Source organism: Mesorhizobium sp. M1273, assembly GCF_040318195.1.
Lineage (GTDB): Bacteria > Pseudomonadota > Alphaproteobacteria > Rhizobiales > Rhizobiaceae > Mesorhizobium.
This window is the reverse complement of the sequence record NZ_JAMYLV010000003.1, coordinates 1-23788: the sequence shown is the minus strand read 5'-3', so window position 1 is coordinate 23788 and position 23788 is coordinate 1. Positions and strand designations below refer to the sequence as shown.

26 protein-coding genes are annotated in these 23788 nt (G+C 64.1%); 14 read left to right on the top strand and 12 right to left on the bottom strand.

Features of this window, described 5'->3' with window-relative positions; genetic code table 11:
* Positions 1-69 precede the first annotated feature (69 nt).
* Genes waaC through rfaD form a run of 3 tightly spaced genes read right to left on the bottom strand, consistent with a single transcriptional unit; the run spans position 70 to position 2974 of the window.
* Positions 70-1053, bottom strand: a complete 984-nt coding sequence (gene waaC, locus NKH30_RS04380; RefSeq protein WP_352541061.1) for a lipopolysaccharide heptosyltransferase I — start codon at positions 1051-1053, stop codon at positions 70-72.
* Positions 1050-2051, bottom strand: coding sequence for a lipopolysaccharide heptosyltransferase II (gene waaF / locus NKH30_RS04375; RefSeq protein WP_352541062.1), 1002 nt, complete (start codon positions 2049-2051; stop codon positions 1050-1052). Before waaF ends, waaC begins: the two co-directional genes overlap by 4 nt.
* The gene (rfaD, locus tag NKH30_RS04370; protein ID WP_352450437.1) at positions 2024-2974 is read right to left on the bottom strand and encodes an ADP-glyceromanno-heptose 6-epimerase; all 951 of its coding nucleotides are present in this window, start codon (positions 2972-2974) and stop codon (positions 2024-2026) included. The genes waaF and rfaD overlap by 28 nt, the downstream gene beginning before the upstream one ends.
* A gap of 175 nt (positions 2975-3149) precedes the next feature.
* Here rfaD and NKH30_RS04365 point away from each other — a divergent pair, with 175 nt between their 5' ends.
* The 3 genes from NKH30_RS04365 to NKH30_RS04355 all read left to right on the top strand — a co-directional run bounded on the left by NKH30_RS04365 (position 3150) and on the right by NKH30_RS04355 (position 5983).
* Positions 3150-3782: a LysE family translocator gene (locus NKH30_RS04365; protein ID WP_352994367.1), complete on the top strand. Its 633-nt coding sequence runs from the start codon at positions 3150-3152 to the stop codon at positions 3780-3782.
* 139 nt (positions 3783-3921) lie between these two features.
* Complete coding sequence (gene rfaE1, locus NKH30_RS04360; protein WP_352541064.1) at positions 3922-5400, top strand: D-glycero-beta-D-manno-heptose-7-phosphate kinase; 1479 nt, start codon at positions 3922-3924, stop codon at positions 5398-5400.
* 7 nt (positions 5401-5407) lie between these two features.
* Positions 5408-5983: a D-sedoheptulose-7-phosphate isomerase gene (locus NKH30_RS04355; RefSeq protein WP_352541065.1), complete on the top strand. Its 576-nt coding sequence runs from the start codon at positions 5408-5410 to the stop codon at positions 5981-5983.
* 323 nt (positions 5984-6306) lie between these two features.
* Here NKH30_RS04355 and NKH30_RS04350 read toward each other — a convergent pair whose 3' ends face one another.
* Complete coding sequence (locus NKH30_RS04350; RefSeq protein WP_352469300.1) at positions 6307-6783, bottom strand: Lrp/AsnC family transcriptional regulator; 477 nt, start codon at positions 6781-6783, stop codon at positions 6307-6309.
* A gap of 255 nt (positions 6784-7038) precedes the next feature.
* On the opposite strand from NKH30_RS04350, the gene trxB reads away from it, so the two are divergent.
* Together trxB and NKH30_RS04340 are read left to right on the top strand one after the other, a co-directional pair.
* A complete protein-coding gene (gene trxB, locus NKH30_RS04345) occupies positions 7039-8013 on the top strand; it encodes a thioredoxin-disulfide reductase (protein ID WP_352541066.1) in 975 nt (324 codons plus the stop codon).
* A gap of 98 nt (positions 8014-8111) precedes the next feature.
* Positions 8112-9008, top strand: a complete 897-nt coding sequence (locus NKH30_RS04340) for a LysR family transcriptional regulator (RefSeq protein ID WP_023678345.1) — start codon at positions 8112-8114, stop codon at positions 9006-9008.
* 264 nt (positions 9009-9272) lie between these two features.
* Here the strand turns inward: NKH30_RS04340 and NKH30_RS04335 are convergent, their stop codons facing one another.
* Positions 9273-9917 carry a TetR/AcrR family transcriptional regulator gene (locus NKH30_RS04335; protein WP_352541067.1) on the bottom strand — a complete coding sequence of 215 codons (645 nt, stop codon included), beginning with the start codon at positions 9915-9917 and terminating at the stop codon, positions 9273-9275.
* Positions 9918-10038: 121 nt separating this feature from the next.
* On the opposite strand from NKH30_RS04335, the gene NKH30_RS04330 reads away from it, so the two are divergent.
* Positions 10039-10791, top strand: a complete 753-nt coding sequence (locus NKH30_RS04330) for an SDR family oxidoreductase (protein WP_352469808.1) — start codon at positions 10039-10041, stop codon at positions 10789-10791.
* 19 nt (positions 10792-10810) lie between these two features.
* Here the strand turns inward: NKH30_RS04330 and NKH30_RS04325 are convergent, their stop codons facing one another.
* The 4 genes from NKH30_RS04325 to NKH30_RS04310 form a co-directional block, all read right to left on the bottom strand.
* The gene (locus NKH30_RS04325) at positions 10811-11308 is read right to left on the bottom strand and encodes a methyltransferase family protein (protein WP_352541068.1); all 498 of its coding nucleotides are present in this window, start codon (positions 11306-11308) and stop codon (positions 10811-10813) included.
* 48 nt (positions 11309-11356) lie between these two features.
* A complete protein-coding gene (locus NKH30_RS04320) occupies positions 11357-11569 on the bottom strand; it encodes a hypothetical protein (protein ID WP_352541069.1) in 213 nt (70 codons plus the stop codon).
* Between the two features lie 497 nt (positions 11570-12066).
* Positions 12067-14118, bottom strand: coding sequence for an elongation factor G (locus NKH30_RS04315; RefSeq protein WP_352541070.1), 2052 nt, complete (start codon positions 14116-14118; stop codon positions 12067-12069).
* A gap of 179 nt (positions 14119-14297) precedes the next feature.
* Entirely contained in the window at positions 14298-15164 is an 867-nt protein-coding gene (locus NKH30_RS04310) for an alpha/beta fold hydrolase (RefSeq protein ID WP_352475048.1), read from the bottom strand.
* Between the two features lie 147 nt (positions 15165-15311).
* On the opposite strand from NKH30_RS04310, the gene NKH30_RS04305 reads away from it, so the two are divergent.
* The gene (locus tag NKH30_RS04305) at positions 15312-15908 is read left to right on the top strand and encodes a methyltransferase family protein (protein WP_352994362.1); all 597 of its coding nucleotides are present in this window, start codon (positions 15312-15314) and stop codon (positions 15906-15908) included.
* Positions 15909-15938: 30 nt separating this feature from the next.
* Entirely contained in the window at positions 15939-16334 is a 396-nt protein-coding gene (locus NKH30_RS04300) for a (R)-mandelonitrile lyase (RefSeq protein ID WP_023678338.1), read from the top strand.
* Between the two features lie 6 nt (positions 16335-16340).
* Here the strand turns inward: NKH30_RS04300 and NKH30_RS04295 are convergent, their stop codons facing one another.
* Entirely contained in the window at positions 16341-17543 is a 1203-nt protein-coding gene (locus NKH30_RS04295) for a pyridoxal phosphate-dependent aminotransferase (RefSeq protein ID WP_352541072.1), read from the bottom strand.
* Between the two features lie 202 nt (positions 17544-17745).
* Here NKH30_RS04295 and NKH30_RS04290 point away from each other — a divergent pair, with 202 nt between their 5' ends.
* From NKH30_RS04290 to NKH30_RS04280, 3 genes are all read left to right on the top strand, one after another.
* Positions 17746-18639: an EAL domain-containing protein gene (locus NKH30_RS04290; protein ID WP_352541073.1), complete on the top strand. Its 894-nt coding sequence runs from the start codon at positions 17746-17748 to the stop codon at positions 18637-18639.
* Positions 18636-19490: an EAL domain-containing protein gene (locus NKH30_RS04285; RefSeq protein WP_352506737.1), complete on the top strand. Its 855-nt coding sequence runs from the start codon at positions 18636-18638 to the stop codon at positions 19488-19490. The genes NKH30_RS04290 and NKH30_RS04285 overlap by 4 nt, the downstream gene beginning before the upstream one ends.
* 263 nt (positions 19491-19753) lie before the next feature.
* Positions 19754-20362 carry a glutathione S-transferase family protein gene (locus NKH30_RS04280; protein ID WP_352541074.1) on the top strand — a complete coding sequence of 203 codons (609 nt, stop codon included), beginning with the start codon at positions 19754-19756 and terminating at the stop codon, positions 20360-20362.
* A gap of 332 nt (positions 20363-20694) precedes the next feature.
* Here the strand turns inward: NKH30_RS04280 and NKH30_RS04275 are convergent, their stop codons facing one another.
* Positions 20695-20907, bottom strand: coding sequence for a cold-shock protein (locus NKH30_RS04275; protein WP_023678332.1), 213 nt, complete (start codon positions 20905-20907; stop codon positions 20695-20697).
* 295 nt (positions 20908-21202) lie between these two features.
* On the opposite strand from NKH30_RS04275, the gene NKH30_RS04270 reads away from it, so the two are divergent.
* Complete coding sequence (locus NKH30_RS04270) at positions 21203-21529, top strand: hypothetical protein (RefSeq protein ID WP_352541076.1); 327 nt, start codon at positions 21203-21205, stop codon at positions 21527-21529.
* 52 nt (positions 21530-21581) lie between these two features.
* Here the strand turns inward: NKH30_RS04270 and NKH30_RS04265 are convergent, their stop codons facing one another.
* Entirely contained in the window at positions 21582-22151 is a 570-nt protein-coding gene (locus NKH30_RS04265) for a methylated-DNA--[protein]-cysteine S-methyltransferase (protein WP_352541077.1), read from the bottom strand.
* Between the two features lie 207 nt (positions 22152-22358).
* On the opposite strand from NKH30_RS04265, the gene NKH30_RS04260 reads away from it, so the two are divergent.
* Positions 22359-23135 (top strand): transglycosylase SLT domain-containing protein, encoded by a 777-nt coding sequence (locus NKH30_RS04260; RefSeq protein WP_352541078.1) that lies wholly within the window; start codon positions 22359-22361, stop codon positions 23133-23135.
* Positions 23128-23616: a GNAT family N-acetyltransferase gene (locus tag NKH30_RS04255; protein ID WP_352541079.1), complete on the top strand. Its 489-nt coding sequence runs from the start codon at positions 23128-23130 to the stop codon at positions 23614-23616. The genes NKH30_RS04260 and NKH30_RS04255 overlap by 8 nt, the downstream gene beginning before the upstream one ends.
* Positions 23617-23788: the final 172 nt, after the last annotated feature.

Here is a 23788-nt window from a genome sequence, read left to right as displayed (position 1 = left end):
CGCCGATCCACCTTCTCCCACAGGGGGAGAAGGGAAGGGGCACCTTTCCGATTGAATTGATTGAGCAAATCAGCGGCCACCGGCCTGACCAAGCGTCTGGCGCTCCACAAGCCTTTCGGCTTCCGCCATCACCTCCGGCGGGGTGACGCTGTGACCGGGCCTGGCCAGCAGCGTCGATGAGAATGGTCCGCGCGGGCCGGTCAGGCCGGGCTCGGTAGCGAGGAATATCGCCACCGTCGGCAGGCCGAAAGCGCTGGCGAGATGGGTCAGGCCGGTGTCCGCGCCGATGACCAGCGCCGAGCCGCCGATGACAGCGGCGATCTCGGCAAGCGGCGACCTGGCGACCACCACGGTTTGCGAAACGGCGCCGGCGATCGCTTCGGCAGCCGCCTGTTCCCGATCGTTCGACCAGGTGGTGACCGGTGTCATCCCCTTGTCCACCAGCAGACGGGCGGTTTCGATCCAGTCCGCGACCGGCCATTTCTTGTCCTCGCGGCTGGTGCCATGCAGCAGGAAGGCGGTCTTTTCACCGACAAGAATGGATCTTCCGGCCGGCGGCGCGATGCCGGAGTCAAGCCGGGAAAAATCCGGCTCGTAGCCGAGCGCCAGCCCGAACAGGCGTCTCGTGCGCTCGATGGCATGCAGGCCGCGCGGCACGGGATACCGGTGGTCGTAGAACAAGGTCGCCGACGGCTCCCGAGCGCTCGACCGATCGAAACCGGCGATCGGCGCTGCCGCCAGCCGCGCCACCAGCGCCGATTTCAGCAAGCCTTGCCCATCGAGAACGAGGTCGTAGCGGCAATCGCGCAAGGCGCGGCGCAAGCCGATCACTTCCCGCCATGTGCCGGGCTCGAGCAGCTTCCTGCGCCAGCGCCGGATCGCCACGCTGTGGATGGTTTGGATGGCTCGATGCAGCGCCACAATGCCGGCAAATGCCTCTTCGACACACCAGTCGAAGGAGATATCCGGCCGAGCGTGGCGCGCGTCCTCGATCGCCGGGAAAGTGTGGATGACGTCGCCCATGGACGATGTCTTGATGATCAGCACTTTCATGCGGCGGCCGGCAGCAGCCGCTCCGCCGCCGCCACGACGCGTTCGACCTCCAGCGTCTTCAGGCAGTTGAGATGACCGAGTGGGCAGGTCTTCTTGTGGCAGGGCGAACAGGACAGGCCGAGCCAGACCAGTTCGCGGCGCTCGGCGAGCGGCGGCGTGTTCTCAGGCGAGGTCGAGCCGTAGACGGCGACGACCGGCGTGCCGACGGCGGCGGCGACATGCATCAGCCCGCTGTCGTTGGAGACGGCAAGCCTCGCCGCGGCGATCAGGTCGATGGCATCCTCGAGCCGCGTCTGGCCGGCAAGATCGACGGCGCCCGGAGCCAGCGCGGCGATTTCCGCCGTCACCCCAGCGTCGTTCTTCGATCCGAACAGTGCCACGCCAAACCCTTTCGCCATCATCTCGCGGGCGAGCCCGGCATAGTGTTCGCTCGGCCAGCGCTTGGCCGGACCGAATTCGGCCCCGGGCATGAGTGCCACGAATTTCCCCGCTGTCAGCCCGAAACGGCCGAGCAGCGCCGCCTGGCTGGCTTGATCGACGGCAAGCTTTGGAGTCTGGAAGGCGCCGCCGCGGGCAAGGCTGAAATAGGCCTGCGCGGTGCGCCGTTTCAGGCGATCGGGCAAGGGCACGATGTCGGTCAGCAGCCCGTAGCGCATTTCCCTGAGATGGCCGACGCGGCGCGGAATGCCGGCAAAGAACGGGATCAGCGCCGATTTCCAGCTTCCCGGCAGGACAAAGGCCATGTCGTAGCGGCCGCGCAGCAGGCGGCCGAAGCGCCTTCGGACGCGGAATTCGAACGCGCCGGATTGCAGCGGCAGGTCGATCTGCTGGCGGATTTCGGGCATGCGCTTGACCAGCGGTGCTGCCCAGGCCGGCGCCAGCACGTCGATGGCGGCATCCGGATGAAGCTCCCTCAGCGCCTGGAACAGGCACTGCGCCATCACCATGTCGCCCACCCAGCGTGGGCCGATCACGAGGATCGTTGGGCTTTCAGCCATTCGACATAGTCTCTGACGCCGGTTTCCACTGTGCGGAACTGGCCATTGTAACCGGCTGCGCGCAAGCGGGACATATCAGCTTGCGTAAAGCTCTGGTAGCTGCCCTTGAGGTGGTCGGGAAACTCGATGAATTCGATCTGGCCTTGGCCGAGCGTATCGATCACCGTTTCGGCAATGGCGCGGAACGGCTGGGCCTTGCCGGTGCCGCAGTTGAAGATGCCGCTCGAGCCGCGTTTCCACAGCCACAGATTGACGTCGGCGACATCGCCGACATGGATGAAGTCGCGGCTCTGCTCGCCGGGCCCGAAACCACCATAGGCGCCGAACAGTTTCGGGTTCTGGCCTTGCTCGACCTGGTTGAACAGATGGAAGGCGACAGAGGCCATGGCGCCCTTATGCGCCTCGCGCGGTCCATAGACGTTGAAATAACGCAGGCCCGCGACCGGCGAGTGATCGGTATCGAAAACGGTGCGGCGGACATAGTCGTCGAACAGTTTTTTCGAATAGGCATAGACGTTCAGCGGCCGTTCGCATTGCGGCTCCTCGCGGAACTCGGCGCCGCTGCCATAGACCGAAGCGGAGGAGGCATAGAGGAACGGCACGCGCAGGGCCAGGCAGGCGTGCAGCAGGCGCTTCGAATAGGCGTAGTTGACCTCCATCATGAACTTGCCGTTCCATTCGGTGGTGGTCGAGCAGGCGCCCTGGTGGAAGACCGCCTCGATGCGGCCGAGGTCACCGGCCTCCATCCGCGCCAGAAAATCGTCCTTGTCGAGATAATCGGCGATCTCGAGATCGGCGAGGTTGGCGATCTTGTGGCCGTCGGTGAGGTCGTCGACGACGAGGATGTCGCTGAAACCCTCGGCGTTGAGCGCGGCGACGATGTTGGAACCGATCATGCCGGCGCCGCCCGTGACGATGATCATGAAAGCCTCTGGTACCTTGTGCCGGTTGTAGCCCTTGTGGGATTCTGGCCTTATAGGGGAGGCGGGCCGGGCTGTCGACAAAGCAGGTGGCGGGGCGGCGGATGAGCGCCATAGTGGCGCCGCAAACGTCACGTTTCAGTCGGCCTGCCGGCCGACCGGCGACAGGAGCAAGGTAATGCCGTCAACCGAACTGCTTGTCGCCTTTTTCGCCACCACGGCGATCTTCGCCTATATCCCCGGCCCCGCCATGCTCTATGCCGCCGCGCAAACCATGGCGCGCGGCCGGTGGTCCGGCCTGATGGCGGCGCTCGGCATCCATCTTGGCGGCTACGTTCATGTCTTCGCCGCCGCTGTCGGCCTGTCGGTGCTTTTCCATGCCGTGCCGGTGCTTTACATGGCGGTCAAGCTGGTCGGTGCGCTGTATCTGGTCTGGCTCGGTGTTTCGCTGTTTCGCGCCAAGGCGCAAGGCGACGTTGTCTTGCCGGGAATTCAGCCGAAATCCGCCCGCCGCGCCTTTTTCGAGAGCGTTGCCGTCGAGGTGCTCAACCCAAAAACGGCGATTTTCTTCATGGCGTTCCTGCCGCAATTCATCGATGCCTCGGCAGCGTTTCCGGTCTGGGTGCAGTTCGTCGTGCTTGGAACAATCGTCAATTTGATGTTCTCGTCGGCCGACATTGTTTGCGTGGTGCTGGCCGGCGCGGTGATCGCCAGGCTGCGGCAGTCGAGCCGCCCGCAGCGCCTGATGCGGCGCGCCGGCGGTGCGGTGCTTGTCGGACTGGGCGTGCATGTCGCGTTGCAGAAAAGCTGACGCATTGTCTCGCCGCCGCGATCGGTCGAAGGCCCGCCGTTGCGTCGGCTGAAATTGCGGTATATCGGCATCGCCATGAACGGCCGGCCCTGCCAATCGAATTTCCCGTCACTGAAAATCGGCCCTCCCGCGCGTTGACATGATCAAGCTGCCCTCTCCCGAACCTCTTCACCGCGCCATCTCGCGCTTCGGCGGCGCCACCGTGCTGGTGGTCGGCGATTTCATCCTCGACCGTTTCGTCAACGGCGTGATCGAGCGCATTTCGCCGGAGGCGCCGATCCCCGTGCTGCACGGGCGCGGCGAAACGCTGGCGATGGGCGGCGCCGGCAATGTCGTCGCCAACATCGTTTCGCTCGGCGCTGCCGTCATACCGGTCTCGGTGATCGGCGCTGACGAGGCCGGCAAGAACCTCATGCGCATGCTCGGCGAATTTCGCGTCGACACCGGCGGGCTGGCGCAGGATGCCGATCGCATGACGTCGTCCAAAAGCCGATTCAGCGCGCTCAACCAGCAGGTGCTGCGTTTTGACGAAGAGGAAATCAAGCCGCTGGGCGATGCCGAGCGCGCGACATTGGTCGGGCATTTTCGCGAAGCGCTGGCACGCGCCGACATCGTCATTCTGTCCGACTATGGCAAGGGCGTGCTGCTCGACGGCGTCGCCGGCGAGCTGATCTCGATCTGTCGGGAAGCGGGCAAGCCGGTGCTGGTCGACCCGAAGGGCCGCGACTATGCGCGTTATGCCGGCGCGACGGCAATCACGCCCAACCGCAAGGAACTCGGCGAGGCGGTCGGCCGCGCAGTGTTTGCCGACGACGAAATCGAGGCGGCGGCACGCCAGCTGATTTCGGCGCACGGTTTCGATTTCGTCGTCGCGACGCGCAGCGAAAAGGGCATGAGCGTCATCGGTGCGGACGATGCCCGCCATATCGCCACGCAGGCGCGCGAAGTGTTCGACGTTTCGGGCGCCGGCGACACGGTAATCGCGACCTTCGCGCTGGCTCTTGCAGCAGGGGCTGATCGTGTCATGGCCGGATCGATCGCCAACGCCGCCGGCGGTGTTGTCGTCGGCAAGCGCGGCACGGCGCGGCTGACGATCGAGGAACTCACCGGTGCGCTGTTTCGCTCGCATGGTCCGGTCGCCCACCTGGATGCGATCCTCGATGCCGCCGCCGCCGTGCGGCTGGTGGCGGGCTGGAAAGACGAGGGCTTGAGCGTCGGCTTCACCAATGGCTGTTTCGATATCCTGCATGCCGGCCATGTCAGCCTGTTGCATGCGGCGCGCAGCCAGTGCGACCGGCTGGTGCTCGGCCTCAACAGCGATGCCTCGGTGCGCCGGCTGAAAGGGCCGGGGCGCCCGGTCAACGACCAGCATGACCGGGCCTGCGTGCTGGCAGCACTTGCCTCGGTCGACGCCGTCGTCATCTTCGAAGAGGATACGCCGCTTTCGCTGATCGAGGCGCTGAGCCCCGACATACTGGTCAAAGGTGCTGACTATACGGTCGATCAGGTGGTTGGCGCCGATGTCGTGCAGAAGGCCGGCGGGCGCGTCGTGCTGGTCGACCTCGTCGCCGGCAAGAGCACGACCGGCACTATCGGCAGATTGCGCGCCGGGAACTGAGGGTTTCATGTCCGAACTGAACGATTACCTGGCGCGCTCGGCGGCCGCGATTTCGGCGATGGTCGAGCGCGACCTGACCAGCGAGATGGAGCGGGCGGTCAGCGCCGTCGTCGCCGCGCTTTCGCAGGGCAAGGCGCTGCTGATAGCAGGCAATGGCGGTTCGGCCAGCGACGCCATCCATATCGCCGGCGAGCTGGTCGGCCGCTTCCTCAGGGAGCGCAAGGCCTATAACGTCATCGCGCTGCCGGCCAACGCGGCGGTGCTGACCGCCTGGGGCAATGATTACGGCTTCGACACGGTGTTTGCGCGCCAGGTCGAGGCGCATGGTTCGGCGGGCGCCGTGCTGCTCGCCATCTCGACCAGCGGCAATTCGCCAAGCATCCTCGCCGCCGCAGAGCAGGCGCGCATGATGGGCATGACGGTGATCAGCCTGACCGGCGACACCGGCGGCAAGCTGAAGCCGCTCTCCGACGTCCTGCTCAACGTACCCTCGACCTCGACGCCGATCATCCAGCAGGGGCATTTGTGCCTCTACCACCATTTGTGCGAAATGGTCGAAACGCGCCTCTGCGACGCAGGGTGATCGTCGAACTCTCAGGACCTGGATTCCTCGCCCTCCGCGAAGCGGGGGAGAGGTGGCCCCGAAGCGGCCGGAGAGGGGGCTTCGTAGAGCGCGGTTCCCTCTCCGTCTCGGCTTCGCCGAGCCACCTCTCCCCACTTTCGTGGGGCGAGGAACCTAAGCTGGAATGAAGCCAATCTTCAACGCTGAAGGCAATTTTGTTCTTGCTTTGTGCCGGCAGCTATGCTACTAATTTCGGTATGGTGATGATTCCACCGACGATCCCGCCCGCCGAGGCGGGTTTTTTGTTTCCGGTTTTTTGTTTCGCAGCCGCTTTGCCTGCTCTCTTAAGCCGAAAACGCCACCAGCCCTTCGTCTTTGACCCGGCGGATGGTCAGCGCGGTTCGCACCGTATCGACATTGGGGGCCGAGGCCAGTTCCTCGATGACGAAGGTCTGGAAGGTGCCGAGATCGCTCGCCACGCAATGCAGCAGGAAATCGGACTCGCCCGACACCATCCAGGCGTCGCGCACGATCGGCCAGCCGCGGGTGCGCTCGGCGAAGGTCTTGAGTTCGGCGTCGGCCTGGTGATGCAGGCCGATCAGACAGAAGGCGACGACGTCGAGGCCGAGCGCCGGAGCGTTGAGCAAAGCGCGGTAACCGCGGATGATGCCGGCCTCTTCCAGCCTCCTGACGCGGCGCAGGCACGGCGGCGCCGAAATGCCGACGCGGCCCGACAGTTCGACATTGGTCATGCGTCCGTCCTGCTGAAGCTCGCGCAGGATCTTCCAGTCGATGGCATCGAGATCGGCCTTGATCGGCATGGTGGCTTCCGTGGTGACGCGAAAGAATCTTTCGCGACTTTGTAATTAAACGACTTTGCTGTCTATTCCATCCGCTGGATCGAGGATTTTCGCATCATCTTGCTGCGGGTTGCTTGTCGCTGTCGCCGGCGCCGAAGCTTTCCGGGGACGAACGGCAACTTGCCTTGCTGGCGTCGCAGGCAACACTTACATTACGCGCAACAATCGACGAGAGTTCATGCCACAATCCATGGCTGCTCCCCGCAGAGGTTTTTCATGATCACCAAGCACGCGCCTGTTCTCATCATCGGCTCCGGCCCCGCCGGCTATACGGCGGCGATCTATGCCGCCCGCGCCATGCTCAAGCCGATGCTGGTCGCCGGCCTGCAGCAGGGCGGGCAACTGATGATCACCACCGATGTCGAAAACTATCCGGGCTTCGCCGAACCGATCCAGGGTCCATGGCTGATGAGCGAGATGCTCAGGCAGGCCGAGCATGTCGGCACCGACATCGTCAACGACATCATCACCGAGGTCGACCTCAACGTGCGGCCGTTCCGCGCCAAGGGCGATTCCGGCACGATCTATACCGCCGACGCGCTGATCATCGCCACCGGAGCCCAGGCGAAATGGCTGGGCATCCCGAGCGAACACACCTTCATGGGTTTTGGCGTCTCGGCCTGCGCCACCTGCGACGGCTTCTTCTACCGCGGCAAGGACGTCGCGGTGATCGGCGGCGGCAATTCGGCGGTGGAGGAAGCGCTCTATCTCTCCAACCTGGCCAAGAGCGTCACCGTCATCCACAGGCGCAGCGATTTCCGCGCCGAGCGCATCCTGCGCGAGCGGCTGCTGCGGAAAGACAATGTCCGCATCATCTGGGACACGGTGGTCGACGAGATCACCGGCAGGCACGGCAAGGCGCCGCTGCCGCCGTCGGTCGAAGGGCTGAAGCTGCGCAACGTGGTGACCGGGCAGGAGATGCATCTGGTGGTCGACGGCGTGTTCGTGGCGATCGGCCACGCGCCGGCGGTCGAGCTGTTTGCCGGCAAGCTGAAGCAGAAGCCGAACGGCTATCTGTGGACGGCGCCGGATTCGACCCGCACCGATATGCCGGGTGTGTTCGCCGCCGGCGACGTGACCGACGACATCTACCGCCAGGCGGTGACGGCGGCCGGTCTCGGCTGCATGGCCGCGCTCGAGGCGGAAAAATATCTGGCGGGGATCGAGGTTCACCGCGAAGCGGCGGAGTGATTGTTCGATAAGCGGCTGAGAAAAGCCGCGCAAAAGCCTGATTTTTCATTCAGACGCCGAAAACAGGCGGACGCCAGAAAACAGGACGAGGGGAAATCATGGCGTTGGATTGGGACAAGCTACGCGTGTTTCACGCCGCGGCGGAAGCGGGGTCGTTCACCCATGCCGCGGAAACACTGCATTTGTCGCAATCGGCGATCTCGCGGCAGGTCAGCGCGCTCGAGCATGACGTCGGCGTGCCGCTGTTCAATCGCCATGCCCGCGGCCTGGTGCTGACCGAGCAGGGCGAGATGCTGTTCCGCACGGCGCACGACGTGCTGATGAAGCTCGAAACCATCAAGTCGCGACTGACCGAAACCAAGGACCGGCCCTCCGGCGTGCTCAGGGTGACGACCACGGTCGGCCTCGGCGCTGGCTGGCTGACAGAGCGCGTGCAGGAATTCATCGAGCTCTATCCCGAGGTCAGCCTGCAGCTCATCCTGGCCAATGAGGAGCTCGATCTCACGATGCGCCAGGCCGACTGCGCCATCCGGCTGCGCCAGCCGCAGCAGCCGGACCTCATCCAGCGCCGCCTGTTCACCGTGCATTTCCATCTCTACGCGGCGCCATCCTATGTAAACAAATACGGCAAGCCGAATTCGATCGCCGAGCTGAAAACCCATCGCATCGTCACCTTCGGCGTGCCGGTGCCGGCGCATCTGTCGGAACTGAACTGGCTGGAGACGGTCGGCGATTTCGAAGGCGGGCAAAGGGTGCCGACGCTGCAGATCAACGACATATTGTCGATCAAGCGGGCGGTGCAGGGCGGCGCCGGCATCGCCATGCTGCCGGATTACGTGGTCAGCAAGGATTCCGGACTGGTGCAGTTGCTGCCCGAGACCGAAGTGCCGTCCTTCGATACCTATTTCGCCTATCCCGATGCGATGAAGAACCAGGCGAAGCTGCATGTCTTCCGCGATTTCATCATAGCCAAGGCGCGCAGCTGGTCGTTCTAGTTTGCCAGCGCTGCTTACCGACTTCCGAGCACTGTCCGCTATTGGCGAAAGCTTCGGCGAAAGCGTCCTTCTCCCCGTCACTATACGGGGAGAAGATGGCGGTAGCCAGATGAGGGGCAGCACCAGCCTTTGGTCGTACTTGGCCTGCGATGGGCAGTCCTGATATGCCGCGCCGCCCCTCATCGCCCTGCCGGGCACTTCTCCCCGTATAGTGACGGGGAGAAGGGGACGTATCGCCGGTTTCGCCAATTGTCGGCGTATAGACTAGGAACGCATATCCGCCAGCGTGCTGGCGCCGTAGCGCAAACCGTCGACCAGCAGGGCAACCATGCGCCGTGCCTGGGCAGGGCCGCCGCCATGTGCCGGCATGGCAAGGCTGGCGGCCGCCCCTAACAGATCGCCCGGCTCGATATCGGCTCGCACCTCGCCGGCCGCGGCCGCCGCCTCCAGCAATGTTTGAAGCGCGGGCCGGAGCCGTTGGTTGAAATAGGCAGGCAAAGTGTCGAATGCCGGATTGCCTGAGTACAAGGCTGCCGCGAGGCCGCGTTTTGCCGTGATGAAATCCACGTAGCGCTGCATCCACAGGGCCAGCGCTTCACCGGGCTCATGCTTTCTGGCCAGGATCGGCGCGGCGTCCGCACAGGCGTCAACCTCGTTGCGGAAGACGGCCACGATCAGGTCCGAGCGCTGTGGAAAATGGCGGTAGACGGTGCCGACGCCGACGCCAGCCTTTTCCGCGATCTCTCGCACCGGAGCCTCCACGCCGGAGGTCGCGAACACCGCCATGGCCGCCCGGAGCAACGCGTCGATGTTGCGCCGTGCGTCGGCGCGCACGTGCCGATCCGCGCGGTCGCGGGGTTCCAGACGATCGCCTTGATCCGTTTTGCCGTTCGGCGTTTTTTCGCCCATCAAATTACCTCTTGCAAACGGAACCTTGTTCCGGATATATATGGAACGTGGTTCCGTTTGACTTATATCTAGCACGGCAAGGCGGTGTTGGCCACACATCGGTGCACAAAAGGAGATTACCATGCAGGACAAACCCGTCGCCCTGGTCACCGGGGCCAACAAGGGCATCGGTCTTCAGATCGCCAAGGACCTCGCGGCGAACGGCCTTACCGTGCTCGTAGGATCGCGCAGGCTCGAGCATGCCGAGGCAGCCGCAAATAGCATCGGAGAGGATGCCCACGCCCTGCAGCTCGACGTCACCGATCAGGCGTCGATCGCCGCCGCGGCAGAGCGCATCCGCATCGAACTCGGCCGCCTCGACGTGCTGGTGAACAATGCCGGCATCTCCCATGCGGGAAAGCCGGGCAGGCCGCTCGAGGAGATCATCAATTCGGGCCGCCCGAGCATTGCCTCCCTCGACGACGTACGCGCGGTATTCGAGACGAACGTGTTTGGCATCGTTGCCGTCACGCAAGCGATGCTGCGGCTCCTTCGTGAGGCGCCGGCGGCGCGTATCGTCAACGTATCGAGCGGCGCCGGCTCGCTGACATTGAACGCGGATCCGGCCTTTCCGTACCGCACGTCGTTTGGCGCCGTCTACAACCCGTCGAAGACGGCCGTCAACGCGATGACGCTCGCCTTCGCCATCGAGCTCGAGGAGACCGGCATCAAGGTCAACGCTGCGTGCCCGGGCTACACCGCGACGGAGCTCAACAACTTCGAAGGTCCGCGCACAGTCGAACAGGCCGCGCGGGAGCCCGTGCGCCTCGCGCTTCTCGACGCGAACGGTCCGACGGGCACGTTCTCGAACGAGGACGGCCCGCTGCCGTGGTGACGTTGCGTTGGAGCCTGCTTCAGCCGCGCCAAGGTGTCAGGCGGGGCAGCCAGCCTGGTACGGCACGGCGGTAGGCCTCGTATTCGTCACCGTAGCGGCGGGCAAGCGTCGGTTCCTCATATAGTCTCACGAAGGAGATCATGGCGGCCGCGGCGATGACTAGATAGGCGGCGACCGTCCAGCTCGAAAACAGCAGTGCCTGGCCGAGGACGATCGACAGCACGGCGACGTACATCGGATTGCGGACATGGCGGTAGATGCCGCCGACGACCAGCCTCTCGGTCGGCGCGACCGGGGCGGGCGTACCCCGACCCTCCAGGGCAAACCGGGCAAAGGCGTGCAGCAGTATGGCTGTGCCGGCGACAACCAGCAGCCAGCCCACAGGAACGAAACCGGGCAGTCTCGACCAAGGCAGGCGATAGCGATCGGTCAGCAGCCAAGGCAACAGTCCGGCGACCACGCCGGGCGCTACAGCAAGGAAGATGACGCTGCCGGCGATCGCCGAAGTGGCTCGCATATAGCTCTCCTTACGGGCGCGGCCTTGAACGGTCTCCTGCAACGCGCTTCAGGTCTTGTCCGGCACGTAACCCAAGCCGCCGCACCTCAGGTCAAGCTCGATGGCGGGCTTTTGGGCGGCATGCACCAGCAAGGTCTGGCTGCCGAAAAAACAAACGCGTGCTGCACGATTCCACGTCATCCTGCGTTTTTCGATTTTCCGAGCAGGAATCGCTGCTGATTCGCGGCCGTGGATCGATTTTTGCCTTGCCGCAGGCTGCATTTCAGCGATTCAACTGGTCCTATTGCGCTTCGGGACGGATTAGACCACAGCCGGCGCCTTTTTGCATGTGAGTGTTGCAAAATAGATGCTTGTTTCTTGGGCATGAAGAGCACATATATAGATCATCTCCTGAGCGCGTTCTCCTCCCATTAGCGCTCTCGAGTGTTCCCCTCTGGAGGTTAGCCTTAACAGGCACTTCCAATCAAACTCAGCCGGGTCTTCATTGATCCGGCTTTTTTGTTGCCCGAAACCAACACATCGCCAGAAAATCGGCCGGAACGGTCGCGTAACAGTGACATGTAACCTCGGGTAACATGCCGCGGGCGCGCCAAATCGATTAAGCAGAGCATAGGACGCGGTGTGGCTCGTCCGGGGGATGGGGGCATCACTCGGACGACCCGGGCTCAGGCAGCTACCGCGTCCGAACCTTCCTCCGCCAAACACCGGCGGCAAGCATGCGGCGGACCTGCCGTTTCCTGTTGGGCCGCAAGGGCAGCTCAGGCGGCCTTGCCGTTGGCGTTCAGCGCTTCGTCGGCCAACCGGCCGGTGAGTTCGGCCATGTGGTCGAAGACGGCCCGGTAGCTGGCGACACCCGCAGTGGCCGAGCGCAGCTCGATGATGAGGTCGCCGATCTCGGCCTGCGGCATGGTCGCCTCGACCACGTCCCATCCCGGCCAGTCGGGCCGCGCGTCGTAGCCGAGGATCTGGCCGCGCCGCTGCGGGATCAGAGCGATGATCTTCGACGTCGCATCCGACGGCGTGACGATCTCGACCTTCATCACCGGCTCCAGCAGCACCGGCGAGCACGCGGCCATGCCTTCCTTCATCGCCAGCTTCGCCGCCATCTGGAAGGCCATGTCGGAGGAATCGACCGCATGGTAGGAGCCGTCGGAAAGGTTGACGGCAACATCGACGACCGGGAAGCCGAGCGGGCCCGATTTCAGGTAATCGCGCACGCCGGTCTCGACCGACTGGATGTAGGTCTTCGGCACGACGCCGCCGGTGATCGTATCGGTGAACTGGAAGCCTGAACCGCGCGGCAGCGGTTTGATCTCCAGCACCACATCGCCGAACTGGCCGTGGCCGCCCGACTGTTTCTTGTGGCGGCCGCGCTGCTGCGTCGCTTTGCGGATCGTCTCGCGATAGGGCACGGCCGGCACATGGCCTTCGACCGGGATCTGGTTCTTGCCTTCCAGCCGCTCGCGCACGACGCGCAGATGCATCTCGCCATGACCGGACAGCACGGTTTCGGCGGAATCCTGGTTGTGATGCAGGTTGAGCGAGGGATCTTCCTCGGCCAGGCGCTGGATGGCCGCCGACATCTTGACCTCGTCCTTGCGCTCTTTCGGCCGCAGCGCGAAGGCGAAGACCGGTTGCGGCGGCGCCAGCGTGACCAGCGGCTTGATGCCGCCCTTGGTCGAGCTCAGCGTCTGGCCGGTCCTGACGGCGTCCAGCTTGCCGAGCGCCACAGTGTCGCCGGCCTTGGCCGAAGTCAGCTTGACCTGGTCCTTGCCGAGCATCTTGTAGATGCCGGAGACCTTTGCCGTCTCGCCGCTGGGAAGGAACAGCTCGGCGGCGTCGGCGACCTGGCCGGACAGGATGCGCGACACCGACAGCTTGCCGCCATGCGCGGTGTGGATGGTCTTCATCACTTGGACCACGGTGGCATTGCCATCGGGCGCGCCGAGACGCTGGCGCGTCGCCGCGATGTCGGGTGCGTCGTGACGGATCGCCTTCAACAGGCGCAGCACGCCGTTGCCCTTCTCGGCGGTGCCGATCAGCACCGGCGTCACCGTGCCGTCGCGCAGATCTGCGGCGAGGTCGTCGAAGATCGCGTCCTTCGGCGGTTCGATCTCGTCAAGCAATTGCTCCATCAGCCGGTCGTCATGGTCGGCGAGTGTCTCCAGCATGGAAAAGCGCGCCTCGAGCTCGCGCGCCTTGTCGTCGCTCGGGATCTGGGCGACCTCGCTCTCGGCATATTCGCGGTAGATGTAGGCACGCTCCAGAGCGAGGTCGATCGAGCCGATGACGACGCCGTCCTTGCGCAGCGGGATCTGGCGCAGCAGCAATGGCACCGAGCTTGCCGGCTGCAGCATCTTCAGCGTGTCGCGCACACCTGCTATCGCCTTGTCGACCTTGTTCAGGAACAGCATGCGCGGCACGCCGAGCTCGTCGAGCTTGCGCATGATCAGCTGCAGGGCAGGGATCTTCTTCTTGTCGGCCTCGGCAACGACCACGGCGACGTCGCAGGCGGCCAGCACCGGCTCGGCTTCGAAGGAGAATTCGATCGAGCCGGGACAATCGACGAAGGTGAACGGCTCGCCCATGAAATCGGTGGTGGCGAAGGTCGCCTCGACGCTCATGCCGTGAGCGCGCGCCTCGGGCGAATGATCGGAAACGGTATTTCCGGACGAAACGGGATTCTGGCGGGGAATGGCGCCTGTACGGGCGAGTATGGCTTCGAGAAGTGTCGTCTTACCGCTTGCGAAGGGACCGACTATGGCAATGCATTTCGGTCCCGTGCGTCGTCCTCCGGCGCGAGTACCCATGGCTGACCTCCACTCAGGCGTTTCCCTGTGAGCGGCGGCCGGCCTGTCGGCCGTCGCGGGCGAGGCTTTTTTCAATTTGCCACCTACCCAAAGGGCATCGTCCCACGGGCAGGCCGGGAGGGCAAGGGATTTGAAGTTGAAGGGATTTGAAGTTGAAGGGATTTGAAGTTGGGGCCGGTTCAGCCGGTGCCGGTCAGGCGCGACGCCAGCGGGGGTGCGTCCACGCGCTGCACCGCCACCGTCTCGGCAAAGCGCGCGAGCAACGGATTGAACAGGTCCGCACGCTCCCAGAAAGGCGCATGCCCGGCGCCGGAGACGATGTGGCAATGCTCCCACAGCGAGCCGTAGGCGAGCGTCTCAAAATAGCCGAGCCGGACGAACGGATCGTTCTCGCCATTGACGATAGCGACCGGAAACGCGGCTTGCTCGACCACCTGTCTCTGGTCGGCACCCTTGCCGGTGAGCATGCCGCGCGTCACCGCGGCGCGCAGCCGGCCGTCGGTGCGCAGGATGGCTTGGCGAAAGGACGGATCGGCGGTGTCGCCGAAACACAGCGTCTCGAAGCGCTCGGCATCGCGTTCGGAATACGTCTTTTTGGACGCCAGCAGCATGTCCCAATGCGCGTGGAAGCCGCGCAGCATGCCGAAAGGACCCTTCGATACCGGCGGCGCGCCGGTCAGCATCAGCCCGCCGACGGCGCGGTGAAAACTCGCGAGTTCGATTGCCACGTGCCCGCCAAGCGACCAGCCGAAGACGACCGCGCGGCCGATGCCCAAGGCATCGAGGAGCTGGGCCGCCGATTGGGCAAGGCCGGCGATTGTGTAGTCCGTCGCCGGATCGCGGGCGTCCGACGATTCGCCATGGCCGGGCAGGTCGAAAGCAATCAACCGATGGGCAGCGGCCAACGGGCTGTCGAACTGGCGGGCGAATACGGCGCGCGAACTGCCTGAGCCGTGGATCAGGACAAGCGGGATGCCGGGTCCCGACGACTGGCTGAGGCGCAAATCCGCTTGCGGCGTACGGATCGTGCGGTGGGAAACGGCCATATCTGGTTTGGACCTTGGGATTGTCTCCAGGTCAACATCGCATGCCGAGGTCACCATGTTGTTTAGAACGGTGGTTAAGAAATGATTTCTCGGCTTGCGCCGGGTATGATGAACGAATCCACCACAGCTAACCCCCGGAGCCTGATGATGGAGTCCACACTCGACCTTCTCGTCTCGATCAGCAGCATCGCGACGCTCGGCCAATATGCCTGGTCGATGCGCGCGCATTTCCAGTCGCCGAGCATGTCTCCAGGCGCGATGATCATTTCGGCCGTCGTGGTCGGCACGGCGCTGTTCTTTCTTGCGCTGCTGTGGATCGAGCGGCAGCCATTGGCGGCGAAGATCGGCGGGCTCGCCATCGAACTGGCAAGCTCGGCGCTGTTCTGGTGGGCGATCTCGGTCTCCCGCAAGGCGGGGCTGCGGTTCGCATTCGATCCTGACAATCCTGACAGCCTGGTGACCGAAGGCCCTTATCTCCATGTCCGGCATCCGTTCTACACGTCCTACATCATCTTCTGGGTCGGATGGGGTATCGCGACCTGGTCGGTCTGGGCGGTGGTGCCGGTCGCCGGCATCGTTACGATCTACGTGATCGCGGCCTTGGACGAAGAGCGAAAATTTTCGCGGACAAGGTTGGCCGATGCCTACGACGCTTACCGCACGCGGACCGGTCTGTTCTGGCCGCGTTTTGCCCGCAGCCGGCAGGAGATGCAGCCGGCATCGGACGAAAGTGGTAGGGTCTAAGACACTGGATTGAATCGAGGATTTGCGACGATGAAGATCATTGCCTGCGGCAGCGTGCCGACGATTGTTGCGCCGGAAAAATACTTCACTGGCCGGGTTTTGCAGACGCCGATCATCGAGAAAGAGGCGCCGGCGCGGCTCAGAGCCACGCTGGTCAGCTTCGAGCCCGGCGCCCGCACCCACTGGCACACGCATCCGCTTGGCCAGACGCTCTATGTCACATCCGGTGCCGGTCTCGTGCAAAGCTGGGGCGGGCCGCTGCAGGAGATCAGGGCCGGCGACGTCATCTCCTTTGCGGCCGGCGAAAAGCACTGGCACGGCGCCGCGCCCAAATCGGCGATGACCCACATCGCCATGCAGGAGGCGCTTGAGGGTGTGCATGTCGACTGGCTGGAGAAGGTGAACGACGAGCAGTATGGCGGCTGAAACGTCTCAGACCAGCGCGGCGGTAAAGCGCTGGATGCGCGTGCAGGCCTCTTCGAGCAGAGCCTCCGACGTGGCGTAGGAGATGCGGAAGTTCGGGCCGAGGCCAAAGGCCGAGCCGAAAACAACCGCCACGCCCTCGGCCTCGAGCAGTTCGGAGCAGAAGGTTTCGTCGCTGTCGATCACCTTGCCGTTCTTGGTCCTCCTGCCGATCAGCTGGGCACAGGAGGGATAGACGTAGAACGCACCCTCCGGCGACGGGCAGGTGATGCCGCGCGCCTGGTTGAGCATCGAGACGACGAGATCGCGCCGGCCCTGGAAGATCGCCTTGTTCTTCGGGATGAAATCCTGCGGGCCGTTCAGCGCTTCGACCGCCGCCCATTGGGCGATGGTGCAGGCGCCGGAGGTCTGCTGGCCCTGGATCATGTCCATCGCCTTGATCAGCGGCACCGGGCCTGCCGCGTAGCCGATGCGCCAGCCGGTCATGGCATAGGCCTTTGACACGCCGTTCATCGTCAGCGTGCGCTCATAGAGCTTCGGCTCGACCTCGGCGATGGTCTTGAAGACGAAGTCGCCATAAGTCAGGTGCTCGTACATGTCGTCGGTCAGCACCCAGACATGCGGGTGCTTCAACAGCACGTCGGCCAGGCCCTTGAGCTCCGCTTCGGTATAGGCGGCGCCCGAGGGGTTGGACGGCGAGTTCATCAACAGCCATTTGGTGCGCGGCGTGATCGCCTTTTCCAGCACGGCCGCCGTCAGCTTGAAGCCGTTGTCGATGGAGGTGTCGGCAAAGGCCGAGGTGCCGCCGCAGATCGCCACCATTTCGGGATAACTGACCCAGTAGGGCCGCGGGATGATCACTTCGTCGCCGGGGTTCAGCGTCGCCATGAAGGCGTTGAACAGGATCTGCTTGCCGCCGGTGCCGACGATGGTCTGCTCCGGCCGGTAGTCGAGATTGTTCTCGCGCTTGAATTTTTTTGCGATCGCATCGCGCAGCGGCACAATGCCGGATACCGGCGGATACTTCGTCTCGCCGCGGCGGATCGCCTCGATCGCGGCGTGCTTGATGTTGTCGGGGGTGTCGAAGTCCGGCTCGCCGGCGCCCAGCCCGATCACGTCGCGGCCGGCGTTTTTCAGCTCGCGCGCCTTCTGCGTCACCGCGATGGTCGCGGAAGGCTTTACGCGGGAAAGGACGTCGGCAAGAAAGGCCATGACAGATATCTCCAGAAAAGACCGGCGGGCGAAAGCGCCGCGGCGCCTCTCATGTCGCATCATCTGGTCAAGCGCAAGCCCAGCGCAGGCATTGTCGAATGAGCCAGCGCGCAATGCTGGCAACAATAAATTCACCAACGATCGGTAAAAGCTAGAACGGCAGGACCGTAGCCGGTCCGCCAGTCTCGCACAGCGAGGAACCGTGACGCGCAGCATCGGGCTTGCCCATATCATCCGCCATGATGACGGCACCGCCAGCGGTGTCTGGGGGGTCTATACGCTGCAAAGCGCGTTCCAGCCGATCTTCGCCTTCAACAAGGGCAAGCTTTCCGTCGTCGCGTTCGAGGGGCTGATCCGGCCGTTCCGCGAAGGCGAGCCGCAGCCGCCGATGAGTTTCTTCAACAGCTGTCCGGCGGTCGACCGCCTGCATATCGAGGCGCTGACACGGACGCTGCACCTTCTGAACGCCGGCGCCTGCCTGCCGCGAGACGCCTCCATCTTCATTAATTTCGATCCATCGGTGTTCACCGACCGCAGCATCGCCGACAAGGCGCTGCGCGAAATGCGGCTGGTGCTGCACGAGGCCGACATCGATCCGCACCGCGTCGTCTGCGAGGTCACCGAACAGAAATCGGCGTCGCAGGAAACGCTCTACAATTTCGTCGAGGCGCTCAGGGGCAATGGTTTGCGCATTGCCGTCGACGATTACGGCGCGGACGAATCCGACATCAATCGCATCAAGGAACTCAGGCCAGACATCGTCAAGTTCGACGCCGACTGGATCATGACGCTGATGGAATCCGGTGCCGGCTTCGCCTTGCTGACCGCTATGGTGACCAGCTTCGAAGAGCAAGGCATCCGTACGGTATTCGAGGGCATCGAGACGGGCTGGCAGCTCGAGCTCGCCGAAAAGTCGGGCGCCTCGATGGTGCAAGGCTTCGTGCTGGCACGCCCGGAGCTTGCACCGACCAGCTTTCACGTCTTCGACAAGGCCGGGCAGGCATCAGCGGTGTCGCCCGATAAGGACAAAGTGCCCACGGCCGTTTCGACCTCGCGGCGACCGATGCGGGCTTTCGGGCGCAGGGTGGCATCGTGACCGGGCGGGCCGACATGCGGCGCAAGGTCGGCGAAGCGATCTTTGCCGACGAGGTCGGCATCGAATATGGCGTCTACGGCGCATTCCGGCTGAGGAGCGCCTATCAGCCGGTCTTCGCGCCGCGCGGCAGGTTTCTCGCCGCCGTTGCGGTCGAGGGACTGATCGAGCCGCACCGTGCAGGCAGGCCGGTGGCGCCGCAAATCTTCTTCGAAGGCGTGCCGGCAGCGGATCGGCTGTTTGTCGAAACCATGTGCCGGGTGCTGCATTTGCGCAACTTCCGCAATATCGGCGTCGACGGGCTCGACCTCTTCTTCAACTACAATCCGCTGATCAACGATGACCCCGCACGGGCGCTGGCCGAAATCAGGCTGATGACCAGGCATCTGGCGGATTTCGGCCTGCATCCCGGCATGCTGGTCTGCGAGATCACCGAACAGGCGGCCGGCGACAAGGTGCTTGTCAGCCTGGCGCGCGAGATGCGGCGCGACGGCGTCCGCATCGCCATCGACGATTTCGGCACCGGGCATTCGACCGAAGAAAGGGTAGCGCTGGTGCAGCCCGACATCGTCAAGATCGACGGCACCTGGTTCGCAGAATTCTGCCGCCATGCCGCCGCCGAGCGGTTTTTCCGGCCGCTGGTTTCGACGCTGCACGACCGTGGCGCCAAGGTGCTGGTCGAAGGCGTCGAGAACGCCACGCATCTGCGCGTCGCGCTGGATGGCGGCGTCGACCTGCTGCAGGGCTTTTACCTTGCCCGGCCGGCGCTGGCCGGTACGCTGTTCGACGAGGAGCCTCTGTCGATCGACAGGCTGCTTGGCAGGGATAGCAACGTCATCCCCTTGTTCGGCTAGGATATGCCGATATTCAAGTGATGCCGGCCTGCGAACGGGGGGTCCTGCGCTTCCGGTGCTCACGTACCCAAAAAGTACGCTCCGCTCCGGTTCTCGGAACCCGCTCTTCTCGGCTCGGCCTGACTTGAATCTCGACATATCCTGAAATGCATCAGCGGCGCTGATGCTTACGCCAAAACAAATCACTGGATGAAGCCGCCGCTGCCGCGATAGAGGCTGGATCAAGCCCTGAGAGGGGTGGTTGCGAGCAAGGGGGAGCACCGATGATACTCTATGGAATGATCGACAGCGGCAATTGCTACAAGCCGCGCCTGTTGATGGCCAAGCTCGGCATCGCTTTCACCAATGTCGAGGTCAGCTCGCACACCGGCGACACGCGCAAGCCCGACTATGTCGCGAAAAACGCGAACGCCATGGTGCCGCTGCTCGAACTCGACGACGGCCGGCGGCTGGCCGAATCCAATGCCATCCTGCTCTATCTCGCCGAAGGCACGCGGTTTCTGCCAGCGGACAGATACGAACGCGCGCTGGCCTATCAGTGGCTGTTCTTCGAGCAATACAGCCACGAGCCTTATATCGCCGTGCGCAGGGCGCTGCTGACCTTCCCTGAAAGAGCCAAGGACGCAACGCCCGAGCGGCTGGCGCTGACGCTGGAGCGCGGCAACAAGGCGCTCGGCGTCATGGACAAGCACCTGGCCGGGAGCACGTTCTTTGCCGGCAATGCGCTCAGCGTCGCCGACATCGCGCTCTATGCCTATACGCATACGGCCGAGACGGGCGGGTTTCAGCTCGACGCCTATCCGGCGGTTGCCGCCTGGCTGAAAAGGGTCGAGGCCGATCCGGGGCATGTGCCGCTGGAGTGGGTGGGTTGAGCGCAGCTCGCCGACTTTGCTGAGCAACGTTGACAATTGGCGAAAGCTTTGGCGAAAGCGTCCTTCTCCCCGTCACTATACGGGGAGAAGGAGCTGTATCGCCGGTTTCGCCAATTGTCGGCGTTTAAAATCCAGACAGCAAAAAGGCGGGACAAAATCCCGCCTTCCCATGCTTGGTAGCCTGATCGGGAGCGTTTTGGCCGGGCCGGCAGCAATCTGCTGCTTCGGCTTGTCGGGGTCTTTCGCTCCGGCGCGCTTCTCGCGCGACCGCCAGTACATCCGTGACTTGCCGCGCGCCCCGGGATATCGCCCGGCGCGCGCCATTCGCAAAATCAGGCTGCCTTGCTCAGAGATCCAGCGGACGACTTGCCAGTGCGGCGGTCCTGCTCGATCTCGAAGTTGATCTTCTGGCCTTCAACCAGGGTCGACAGTCCAGCACGCTCGACTGCGGAGATGTGGACGAAAACGTCCGCGCCGCCGCTGTCAGGCTGAATGAAGCCGAAACCCTTGGTGGAATTAAACCACTTGACCGTACCTGTTGCCATTTCGATAGTCCTTTACGTTTGCTTTAGTTTGACTGGGCCGAAACCCAGCCGGTTTGTATCGAGATTTTGGAGATAGAACGTCAGCAAACGCGAAGATCGCGAGGCCCGGATCGATCGGCCGAAATATCAATGGACCGCATATAATATGCCTTCGCGCAAAAAACAAGACGGGGCGGAAAATGGCGCGACGGCAACGCTGCCCAACGGCCGCCCCAATCACGTGAGAGCGTCGTCGTTGCGCGCCTGACGCGGGAGGATCGCGACAGCTTCGGGCACGGGTTTTGGGGGGAGGGACATGAAAATCGTTCTGCTTGCCGCTTGCCTGACCCTGGTGGCCGCCGAGGCGCAGGCGGTCTCACGCTACGACCCGACCCGCATGAGCTGCGGCAGGGTGCAGGCGACGATCGCGCGCGAGGGCGCGGTCATCCTGCGCTACAGATCGGCGCGCGTGCCGGGGCTGGCGCTCTATGACCGCTATGTGCGGAGCCAGCAATTCTGCGACATCGGCGAGGTCAGGGCGCGGGCCTCGGTGCCGAGCGCCGACACGAATTCCTGCACCGTCTACAAATGCAAGCGGGTGGAGATCGACCGGCGTTTTCGCCGGCGCCTGCTTCCGGATTAGAGTGGGACGAAATGGTGCGCCGGGTGCCGGCCTCGCCTGAATATCAGCACCACTAAAACCCGAACGACACCTGCGCCGGGGGCGGCGGGCCGACGCGTACGCCTTCCATTGCCAGCATCTTTTCTTTGGTGGCCGAGCCGCCGGCCGCGGAAAATCCGCCGATCTTGCCGCCGGCGGCAAGGATGCGGTGACAGGGGATGACCAGCGGCACCGGGTTGGCGCCGAGTGCGGCGCCCGTCTCACGCGCCAGCCCGGCATGGCCGGCGCGTTTGGCCAGTTCGCCATAGGTGGTGGTTTCGCCGAAGGCGAGTTTTCGTGCCGCGTCATAGATCGCCAGGCGGAACTCGTCGACGCCGCTGAGATCGACCGGCACGTTGGAGAAATCTATATCCTCGCCGGCGGCATAGGCCTTGATCGACGCGATCAGCTCGGCAACCCATTGCGGCTCGGGCTTCGCAGGCTGGTCGGCGGCGGCATGGCGCAGCAGCCGGCGCTCGACCGCGTCGCGATTGCGCTGCGGCAGGCAGAGCCGGGTCAGTCCGGCATCGCTCCAGGCGATGCCCATGAAGCCGAGCACGGTTTCGAAGACCGCGTGGCCGGCGGTGGCATGAGAGGCGTGCATGGCGTGCTCCTTTCCGGAATCCTTCGAAGTACAAATCCAGAACAATATCGCATTTCGCGGCCCGGCTCGCCACCCGAAAACCACCAGCTACCGCGGATTGCCCGAGGAAAGATGCTGGTGTAAGGACTTCTTAACACCCGACGAACCGGACCCGAGCGCCGCTTGCCAGCAAAATTCCTCTTTCCCGTCCTTGCGGCGGTGTTGGCCGTGGCCGCTCTCAGCGGTTGCACCTCGACTTCGCCGGTGACCCCGACGCCGGCCTTCACCGAAAATACGGCCAATACCGATGCCGGCTTTACGCTGGCGCTGCCTGACACGGTTTCGGTGCTGCCGGAGCCGTCCGGCGTCGCCCAGACAGCGGCGCTGCCGATCGAGCCGGCCGCCGCCTTTGCCGGGCCGACGCCGCTGGCGGCAAGTACCCCCGCCGTCATGACCGCCAACGCGCTGCCTGTTACCGCGACGCCAGCCGTCGCCATGCCGGTCAGCCAACAGACCGAGGCCATGCCCGGCGTTCAGCCGGTTTCCTACACGCTGCCGCAGGACCCGGCCGCTCTGGCCGCGACCGACCCCACCGAGGGTCAGTCCAACGCCGGCGGCCGCAGCGAGATCGAGCGGCTGATCGAGAAATATTCCGCGCTTTATCAGGTGCCGGTCGATCTGGTGCGCAGCGTCGTCAACCGCGAGAGCACGTTCAACCCGAAAGCCTACAATCACGGCCATTGGGGGCTGATGCAGATCAAGCACGCGACGGCGCGCGGCATGGGCTATGACGGGCCGGCAAGCGGCCTGTTCGATGCCGAGACCAATTTGAAATATGCGGTGAAATATCTGCGCGGCGCCTGGCTGGTCTCAGGCGGCAACCCCAAGCGCGCCGACCGGCTCTACCAGAGCGGCTATTATTATGACGCCAAGCGTAAGGGGATGCTGGGCGAAACCGGCCTCGGCAGCGACAGCCTGCGCCGCCGCATGCAACCCGATGCCTGAGCCGCGCCCGCCGGCGCCAAACGACATCCGCCTGCGCAAGATCCTCGACGACACGCTTCTGGCGCCGCGCTGGCCCGAAGGCTTTTTCATGCGCGGCTTCGAAGCCGCCGATGCACTCGCTTTGCATACGCTGTTGACCGCGGTGTTCGACGACGGCGCCGACGGGCCGTTCGACGAATGGTGGCCGCGCATTTCGGCCGGCGCGGAATTCGACCCAGCTTTGTGTTTCCTGGTCATCGACGACAAGGGCCGGCTGGCGGGCGCGGCGCTCTGCTGGACGCGGGCTTTCGTCAAGGATCTTGCCGTCCACCCGGAGGCGCGCGGCAACGGCATCGCCGAGGCGCTGATGCGCCACGCTTTCGCCGTGTTTCACGCAAGGGGTGCTGTGCATGTCGACCTCAAGACCAACACGGTCGAGAACGCCGCCGCCGTCCGGCTCTACGAACGGCTGGGGATGGTCGAAGTCGACTGGGCGGGGTGAAGGCAGGGCAAAGCTGGCTTCGGGTAAGTGCGTTGATATTCAAGCAGGCTGCGACGCTCGAAGGTAACGGCATGATGGGGTGGACGGCGCCCGACGGCATCGGATGTGCCAGAATGAGTTCGTTGAGATCTCAAACAAGGGAGCCGTCCGTGGAACACCTTATCCGTATTGG

Bases quoted from the DNA above. Each gene is read 5' to 3' on its own strand.
- waaC (WP_352541061.1), bottom strand. From the start codon at position 1,053: ATGAAAGTGCTGATCATCAAGACATCGTCCATGGGCGACGTCATCCAC.
- waaF (WP_352541062.1), bottom strand. From the start codon at position 2,051: ATGGCTGAAAGCCCAACGATCCTCGTGATCGGCCCACGCTGGGTGGGC.
- rfaD (WP_352450437.1), bottom strand. From the start codon at position 2,974: ATGATCATCGTCACGGGCGGCGCCGGCATGATCGGTTCCAACATCGTC.
- NKH30_RS04365 (WP_352994367.1), top strand. From the start codon at position 3,150: ATGCCGTCAACCGAACTGCTTGTCGCCTTTTTCGCCACCACGGCGATC.
- rfaE1 (WP_352541064.1), top strand. From the start codon at position 3,922: ATGATCAAGCTGCCCTCTCCCGAACCTCTTCACCGCGCCATCTCGCGC.
- NKH30_RS04355 (WP_352541065.1), top strand. From the start codon at position 5,408: ATGTCCGAACTGAACGATTACCTGGCGCGCTCGGCGGCCGCGATTTCG.
- NKH30_RS04350 (WP_352469300.1), bottom strand. From the start codon at position 6,783: ATGCCGATCAAGGCCGATCTCGATGCCATCGACTGGAAGATCCTGCGC.
- trxB (WP_352541066.1), top strand. From the start codon at position 7,039: ATGATCACCAAGCACGCGCCTGTTCTCATCATCGGCTCCGGCCCCGCC.
- NKH30_RS04340 (WP_023678345.1), top strand. From the start codon at position 8,112: ATGGCGTTGGATTGGGACAAGCTACGCGTGTTTCACGCCGCGGCGGAA.
- NKH30_RS04335 (WP_352541067.1), bottom strand. From the start codon at position 9,917: ATGGGCGAAAAAACGCCGAACGGCAAAACGGATCAAGGCGATCGTCTG.
- NKH30_RS04330 (WP_352469808.1), top strand. From the start codon at position 10,039: ATGCAGGACAAACCCGTCGCCCTGGTCACCGGGGCCAACAAGGGCATC.
- NKH30_RS04325 (WP_352541068.1), bottom strand. From the start codon at position 11,308: ATGCGAGCCACTTCGGCGATCGCCGGCAGCGTCATCTTCCTTGCTGTA.
- NKH30_RS04320 (WP_352541069.1), bottom strand. From the start codon at position 11,569: ATGCAGCCTGCGGCAAGGCAAAAATCGATCCACGGCCGCGAATCAGCA.
- NKH30_RS04315 (WP_352541070.1), bottom strand. From the start codon at position 14,118: ATGGGTACTCGCGCCGGAGGACGACGCACGGGACCGAAATGCATTGCC.
- NKH30_RS04310 (WP_352475048.1), bottom strand. From the start codon at position 15,164: ATGGCCGTTTCCCACCGCACGATCCGTACGCCGCAAGCGGATTTGCGC.
- NKH30_RS04305 (WP_352994362.1), top strand. From the start codon at position 15,312: ATGGAGTCCACACTCGACCTTCTCGTCTCGATCAGCAGCATCGCGACG.
- NKH30_RS04300 (WP_023678338.1), top strand. From the start codon at position 15,939: ATGAAGATCATTGCCTGCGGCAGCGTGCCGACGATTGTTGCGCCGGAA.
- NKH30_RS04295 (WP_352541072.1), bottom strand. From the start codon at position 17,543: ATGGCCTTTCTTGCCGACGTCCTTTCCCGCGTAAAGCCTTCCGCGACC.
- NKH30_RS04280 (WP_352541074.1), top strand. From the start codon at position 19,754: ATGATACTCTATGGAATGATCGACAGCGGCAATTGCTACAAGCCGCGC.
- NKH30_RS04275 (WP_023678332.1), bottom strand. From the start codon at position 20,907: ATGGCAACAGGTACGGTCAAGTGGTTTAATTCCACCAAGGGTTTCGGC.
- NKH30_RS04270 (WP_352541076.1), top strand. From the start codon at position 21,203: ATGAAAATCGTTCTGCTTGCCGCTTGCCTGACCCTGGTGGCCGCCGAG.
- NKH30_RS04265 (WP_352541077.1), bottom strand. From the start codon at position 22,151: ATGCACGCCTCTCATGCCACCGCCGGCCACGCGGTCTTCGAAACCGTG.
- NKH30_RS04255 (WP_352541079.1), top strand. From the start codon at position 23,128: ATGCCTGAGCCGCGCCCGCCGGCGCCAAACGACATCCGCCTGCGCAAG.